The organism is Clostridium sp. MCC345 (assembly GCF_018785345.1).
In the GTDB taxonomy this organism is placed as follows: Bacteria; Bacillota; Clostridia; order Lachnospirales; family Anaerotignaceae; genus Anaerotignum_A; species Anaerotignum_A faecicola.
In genome coordinates this window covers 322,727-323,740 of sequence record NZ_WQPP01000060.1, presented here as the reverse complement: position 1 = coordinate 323,740, position 1,014 = coordinate 322,727, and the positions used below count along the sequence as shown (strand labels likewise).

The 1,014-nt window shown below is 43.3% G+C and carries 4 tRNA genes and 1 rRNA gene; all 5 read left to right on the top strand.

What is annotated here, in order from left to right:
* Nucleotides 1–58, top strand: a 16S ribosomal RNA gene (locus tag GPK49_RS11000); the annotation flags it as partial.
* Nucleotides 59–443: 385 nt separating this feature from the next.
* A tRNA-Tyr gene (locus GPK49_RS10995) sits at nucleotides 444–524 on the top strand.
* Between the two features lie 140 nt (nucleotides 525–664).
* Nucleotides 665–748: transfer RNA gene (locus tag GPK49_RS10990), tRNA-Leu, on the top strand.
* A gap of 22 nt (nucleotides 749–770) precedes the next feature.
* Nucleotides 771–846, top strand: a tRNA-Phe gene (locus GPK49_RS10985).
* A 5-nt stretch (nucleotides 847–851) separates the two neighbouring features.
* Nucleotides 852–923, top strand: a tRNA-Gly gene (locus tag GPK49_RS10980).
* Nucleotides 924–1,014 lie beyond the last annotated feature (91 nt).

The window sequence follows — 1,014 nt, the reverse complement described above, 5'->3', positions numbered from 1 at the left end:
TGGGGTGAAGTCGTAACAAGGTAGCCGTATCGGAAGGTGCGGCTGGATCACCTCCTTTCTATGGAGAAAAGCGGAGAAAAAGCAGTTTGTGATTTATGTTGAAATGCATCGCTTGCGAGGCAGAGCAACAATAAATTGCAAAGTGAGTTTGCGGAGCAAACACATGAGTAATGCGAAGCATTACGAATGATTTTTCGTAAATCTGAAAAAATCGAGAGGTTTTAGGTAGGTTTGCGGAGCAAACACATGAGTACAACGAAGTTGTACGAATGGTTTTCGTAAACATTTTTCAACGCAAGGTTGTGTCAACCACGCTATTCTATTTTGAGAGCTTACAGGCTTTCGCTATTTCTATATAAGTCAGAAGCTCATAATCGAAAAATGATTCCATTAAATTAAGGTAAGTTTTTCTTCCTGACGGAAGAAAATCATTCCATTACCATGGGTGGATTCCCGAGCGGCCAAAGGGGGCAGACTGTAAATCTGTTGCGATAGCTTCGAAGGTTCGAATCCTTCTCCGCCCATTTTCAGAACAAGTAGAGATACTTGTTCTTCTTTTTACCAAGGCTTTGATGATGGAAAAATGAAAAAAATCGAAAAAAGCTGTTGACAAATTTCGGCTGGTTTGGTATAGTAATTGAGCGGCTGAAACAACGCAAGATTTGCCCGAGTGGCGGAATTGGCAGACGCACAGGACTTAAAATCCTGCGGGGTAACACCCGTACCGGTTCGATCCCGGTCTCGGGCAGCTTCATAAAAATATTTCTTATGCCCAGATAGCTCAGTTGGTAGAGCAGTGGACTGAAAATCCACGTGTCACTGGTTCGATTCCGGTTCTGGGCACCATAAATGCGCGAGTGGCTCAGTGGTAGAGCATCGCCTTGCCAAGGCGAGGGTCGCGAGTTCGAATCTCGTCTCGCGCTTTTCTCTTTTCAAAGGAGAAAGCAAAAATGAATGAAAGATGTTGACAAGCTTCTAAAAGTTTGATAAGATACATCTTGTCGAAAAAACGAT